This window comes from Pseudomonas sp. BAV 4579, from assembly GCF_009765395.1.
In the GTDB taxonomy this organism is placed as follows: Bacteria; Pseudomonadota; Gammaproteobacteria; order Pseudomonadales; family Pseudomonadaceae; genus Chryseomonas; species Chryseomonas aestiva.
Genome location: NZ_WHOV01000180.1, coordinates 1 through 5,178 on the forward strand (window position 1 = coordinate 1; position 5,178 = coordinate 5,178).

Consider the following 5,178-nt stretch of genomic DNA (forward strand, 5'->3'; position numbering starts at 1 on the left):
CCCTCTTCCCCACCAAACCACCGTGCATACCCCAGCGTCGCCTGGGCATGCTCGCGCATGATGCCCTCGGCACGGGCGCCCTGGCCGCGGACCAGGGCGTCGAACAGCGCATGGTGCTGCAGGTGGGCGAAGTTGAAGCGGCGGTATTCACGGTCGAGATTCCCGGCATCCACCGCCAGGGCGCTCACCGAGGCGAAGGGCAGATGCTCGTGACGACCCAGGGCCAGGGCGATGGCCGAATTGCCGCTGGCGGCGACGATGGCCTGGTGAAAGGCCCGGTTGAGATCGTGGTACTCCTCCAGATCCTCCAGCAGCACATGACCCTTGGCGAACAGCCGATCACCCCGCCGCAGGCAATCTTCCAGCGTAACGCGGGTGGCAGCGTCCAGGCCCCGTTCGGCGGCCTGGCGCGCGGCCAGGCCTTCCAGCACCCCGCGCACCTCCACCGCGCCCTCCAGATCGGCCCCGGTCAGGGCCCGCACCTGATAGCCACGGGCACCGCTGCGCTCCAGCAGACCTTCCTCGGCCAGGGTGCGCAGGGCCAGGCGCACCGGCATGCGCGACACGGCGAAGCGCTCGGCGGTGGGAAGCTCCGCCAGGCGTTCGCCCGCGCCCAGCTCGCCGGACAGGATCATCTGCCGCAGCGCGGCCAGCACCCGCTGTCCCGGCTTGCTCATGGCTGCCCCTCGCCGGCGTTGATCTCGGCCAGCAGCCACTGGCGAAAGGCCTGCAGCGACGGCAGCCCTTCGTTGCGCGGCGGATAGACCAGGTAATAGCTGCGGCGACTGACCAGCGCCGGGCCGCAGGCCAGCAACTCGCCCTGCGCCAGTTCGTCTTCCACCAGCACCCGAGGCACCAGGCCGATGCCGATGCCGGCGCGCACCGCCTGGATCAGGTGCGAGGTCAACTCGAAACTCGGCCCCGGGCGCATGGCCCGGTGCGGCAATTCATGATGCCGGAACCACTCGCCCCAGGCCTGGGGATTGTTGGCCACGCCCAGCAGCAGCTGGTCGGCCAGGGTGGCAGGCATGGCGTCCGGCAATTCGGCCAGGGTCGTCGGACTGGCAATGACGACGAGCTGCTCGGCTTGCAGCGGATGGGCCCGCAGCCCCGGCCAGTCGCCGCTGCCGACGCTGATGGCGGCGTCGATCTCGCTGGCGGCGAAGTCCACCGCCTGGATGCGAGAATGCAGGTGCACCAGCATCCCGGGGTGGGCGGTATAGAAGCTGCCCAGGCGCGGCAGCAGCCACTTGGAACCAAAGGTCGGCAGCACCGCCAGGCGCAGGGTGCCCTGTCCGGAGGCGAAGGCCATGGCCTGCAGGGTGGCGCTGCGGATCTGCCCGAGGGCCAGCCCCAGCTCGCGACTGTAGGCGCGCCCCACATCGGTGAGCACGATCTGCCGGCCCTCGCGACGAAACAGCGTCAGCCCCAGCAACTGCTCCAGCGCCTGCACCTGGCGGCCGACGGCGCTCTGGGTCAGCGACAGCTCCTCGGCCGCCCGGGTGTAGCTCTCATGGCGCGCCGCCGCCTCGAAGGCCAGCAGCAGCGACATGGAGGGCGTCAGGCGGCGGTGATTCATTCAGGATCTTCCGGCATAGGCGGCGGAATCTTCGGTTGTGGCGCCGCCGCGCTGTGGTGAGAATGCTTACTATAGCCAGAAAAGGTCGACGCCATTCCTTCGCTCGCTGAAGGAGACGGCCGTCCGCCGCCAGAGAGCCCGCCTGATGAACATGATCGCCCGCCTGCCGGCCCCGGCGCCCCTCGCCGCCGCCTATACCGACTTCCTGACCACCCTCGCCGCCAGCGGCTTCCAGGGCGAGATCGCGCTGGACCACGCCAACCGCACGGTCATGGCCACCGACAACTCCATCTACCAGCGCCTGCCCCAGGCAGCGGTCTTTCCCAAGGACAGCGCCGACGTCCAGTGCCTGGCCCGGCTGATGGGCGAGGCGCGTTTCCAGGGCGTGGTCCTGACCCCGCGCGGTGGCGGTACCGGCACCAACGGCCAGTCCCTCACCGACGGCATCGTGGTCGATCTTTCCCGCCACCTGAACAGGATCCTGGAGATCAACGCCGCAGAGGGCTGGGTGCGGGTCCAGGCCGGCGTGGTCAAGGACCAGCTCAACGCCGCGCTCCGCCCCCACGGCCTGTTCTTCGCCCCGGAGCTGTCCACCTCCAACCGCGCCACCATCGGCGGCATGATCAACACCGACGCCAGCGGCCAGGGCAGCGTGACCTACGGCAAGACCCGCAACCACGTGCTGGAACTGGACGCCTACCTGATCGGCGGCGAACGCCTGGAAAGTCGCCCGGTGGACAGCGCCGAACTGGACGCCCTCTGCGCCCGCGACGATCGCACCGGGGCCGTCTACCGCTGCGCGCGGGACATCGCCGAGCAGCAGGCCGAACTGATCGAGGCACGCTTTCCCAAGCTCAATCGCTGCCTGACCGGCTATGACCTGGCGCACCTGATCGAGGCGGACGGCCGCTTTAACCTCAACAGCGTGCTCTGCGGCGCCGAAGGCTCCCTGGCCTTCATCGCCGAGGCCAAGCTCAACGTCCTGCCGATTCCCAAGTACTCGGTGCTGGTCAACGTCCGCTACGCCAGCTTCATGGACGCCCTGCGCGACGCCCGCGCCCTGATCGAACTCAAGCCGCTGTCCATCGAGACGGTGGATTCCAAGGTGCTCCTGCTGGCCATGCAGGACATCGTCTGGCACAGCGTGGCGGAGTATTTCCCCGAGGATGTGCAGCGCCCCACCCTGGGCATCAACCTGGTGGAATTCAGCGGCGACGATCCCGAGGAAGTGGACGTCCGCGTCCAGGGCTTCCTCGACCACCTGCGCCAGGACACTACTGTCGAGCGCCTCGGCCACACCCTGGCCATCGGCCGCAACGCCGTGACCCGCGTCTACGCCATGCGCAAGCGCGCCGTGGGCCTGCTGGGCAACGTCCAGGGCGAGATCCGTCCGCAGCCCTTCGTCGAAGACACCGCGGTCCCGCCCGAGCGCCTGGCCGACTTCATCGCCGAATTCCGTGCCCTGCTCGATGGCCACAACCTCCAATACGGCATGTTCGGCCACGTCGACGCCGGAGTGCTGCACGTGCGTCCGGCGCTGGATCTCAAGGACCCGCGCCAAGCGGCGCTGGTGCGGCCGATCTCCGACCAAGTGGCCGCCTTGACGCAGAAATACGGCGGCCTGCTCTGGGGCGAACACGGCAAGGGCGTGCGCTCGGAATACGCGCCGGCCTTCTTCGGCGACCTCTACCCCGCGCTGCAGGCGCTCAAGGGCGCCTTCGACCCGCACAACCAGCTCAATCCGGGCAAGATCGCCACCCCGCTGGCCAGCGGCGCCGAGCTGCTCAAGGTCGATGGCGTGACCCTGAGTGGCGAACTGGACCGCACCCTCGACGAGCGCGTCTGGCAGAGTTACGGCACCGCCATGCACTGCAACGGCAATGGCGCCTGCTACAACTACGATCCCGACGACGCCATGTGTCCGTCCTGGAAGGCCACCCGCCAGCGCATCCATTCGCCCAAGGGGCGGGCCGCCCTGATCCGTGAATGGCTGCGCCTGCAGGGCCAGGCCGGCATCGATGTCCTGGCCCCGGCGCCGCGTGGCGCCCTGAACTGGCTCAAGGCCCTGCCGCAGCGCTGGCGCAATGGCCGCCAGGCCGAGGCGGACTTCTCCCACGAGGTCTATGACGCCATGGCCGGCTGCCTGGCGTGCAAGTCCTGCGCGGGCCAGTGCCCGATCAAGGTCAATGTGCCGGAATTTCGCTCGCGCTTTCTAGAGCTCTATCACCGTCGCTACCTGCGCCCACTGCGCGACTACCTGATAGGTTCGCTGGAATTCAGCCTGCCGACGTTCGCCCGTACACCTGGCCTCTATAATGCCGTCATGGGCGCCACGCCCATCCAGCGGCTGTTTGCCGAGCGCATCGGCATGGTCGACAGCCCCCTGCTCAGCCGTTTCGACCTGGTACCGGTCATGCATCAGTGGCAGGTGCAGATCGCCACCCCCGAGCGGCTGCTGGCCCTGAACGATGAAGAACGCGCCAAGACCGTGGTGGTGGTGCAGGATGCCTTCACCCGCTACTTCGAGACGCCGCTCACCGCCGCCTTCCTCGAACTGGCCGCGCGCCTCGGCCAGCGAGTGTTCCTCGCCCCCTATCGCGCCAATGGCAAGCCGTTGCAGGTGCAGGGTTTCCTCGGCGCCTTCGAGCGCACGGCGCGGCGCAACGCGGCGGGGCTCGCCAGCCTGGCCGGCTTCGGCGTCAAACTGGTCGGCCTCGATCCGGCCATGACCCTGGTCTATCGCCAGGAATACCCCAAGGTCCCCGGCATCGCCCGGATGCCCGAGGTCCTGCTGCCCCAGGAGTGGCTGCTGCAGGTGTTGCCGAAAGAGCAGCAGGTAGTCAGTGACAAGGTCTATCGCCTGCTCGGCCACTGCACCGAAAAGACCAACGCCCCGGCCAGCGTCAGCCAGTGGCAGCAGGTGTTCGAGCGCCTGGGCCTGGGCCTCAAGCCGGAAAGCACCGGTTGCTGCGGCATGTCCGGCACCTACGGCCACGAGGCGCGCAATCTGGCGACCTCCAGGGTGATCTACGACCAGTCGTGGGCCCGCGCCGTAGCCGTCCCGGCGGAACAGGGCGAAGCCCTGGCCACCGGCTATTCCTGCCGCAGCCAGGTCAAGCGCCTCGACGACCGCCGCCTGCGCCATCCGCTGGAAGCGGTGCTGGATGCGGTAAGGGGCTGAGTCCGCATACCTGTCAGGTCCATCGCTGAACGCCTGCACGGATAGCCCCCTCTCCCTCCGGGAGAGGGTTGGGGTGAGGGGCCCACGCCACCAAGCCCTATCGCGGCCATGGCGGTACGCCGACGCGGCCGCTCCTACAAGCGCATGACACCCTGTAGGAGCGGCCCATGGCCGCGATTAGCGTGCAGCGTTTTCCACGCGCGGGCGATCAGGCCGACGGGCAAACACCCTAGACCCAGGCAAGCTACATAAAGAAGGAAAACCCTGAGAAAGCCCGACCAGAAAAATCGCGCCCAAACGAAAAAGCGGCCACTAGGGCCGCTCTTCGATGGCTGCTGGCGTTCAGAACCAGACAACCTTTAAATGGCGCAGCGGACGGGACTCGAACCCGCGACCCCCGGCGTGACAGGCCGGTATT

3 protein-coding genes are annotated in these 5,178 nt (G+C 68.3%); 1 reads left to right on the plus strand and 2 read right to left on the minus strand.

Going from position 1 to position 5,178, the window contains the following annotated elements:
* On the minus strand, positions 1-677 hold a 677-nt coding region (locus GSQ95_RS24205; protein WP_158973950.1), incomplete at its 3' end, for a GntR family transcriptional regulator.
* Positions 674-1,579, minus strand: coding sequence for a LysR substrate-binding domain-containing protein (locus GSQ95_RS24210; protein ID WP_158889810.1), 906 nt, complete (start codon positions 1,577-1,579; stop codon positions 674-676). The genes GSQ95_RS24210 and GSQ95_RS24205, both read right to left, overlap by 4 nt.
* A 151-nt stretch (positions 1,580-1,730) precedes the next feature.
* Here GSQ95_RS24210 and GSQ95_RS24215 point away from each other — a divergent pair, with 151 nt between their 5' ends.
* Positions 1,731-4,760, plus strand: coding sequence for an FAD-binding and (Fe-S)-binding domain-containing protein (locus GSQ95_RS24215; RefSeq protein WP_158889812.1), 3,030 nt, complete (start codon positions 1,731-1,733; stop codon positions 4,758-4,760).
* Positions 4,761-5,178 lie beyond the last annotated feature (418 nt).

Coding starts and splice junctions, on each gene's coding strand:
- GSQ95_RS24215 (WP_158889812.1), top strand. CDS start 1,731: ATGATCGCCCGCCTGCCGGCCCCGGCGCCCCTCGCCGCCGCCTATACC.
- GSQ95_RS24210 (WP_158889810.1), bottom strand. CDS start 1,579: ATGAATCACCGCCGCCTGACGCCCTCCATGTCGCTGCTGCTGGCCTTC.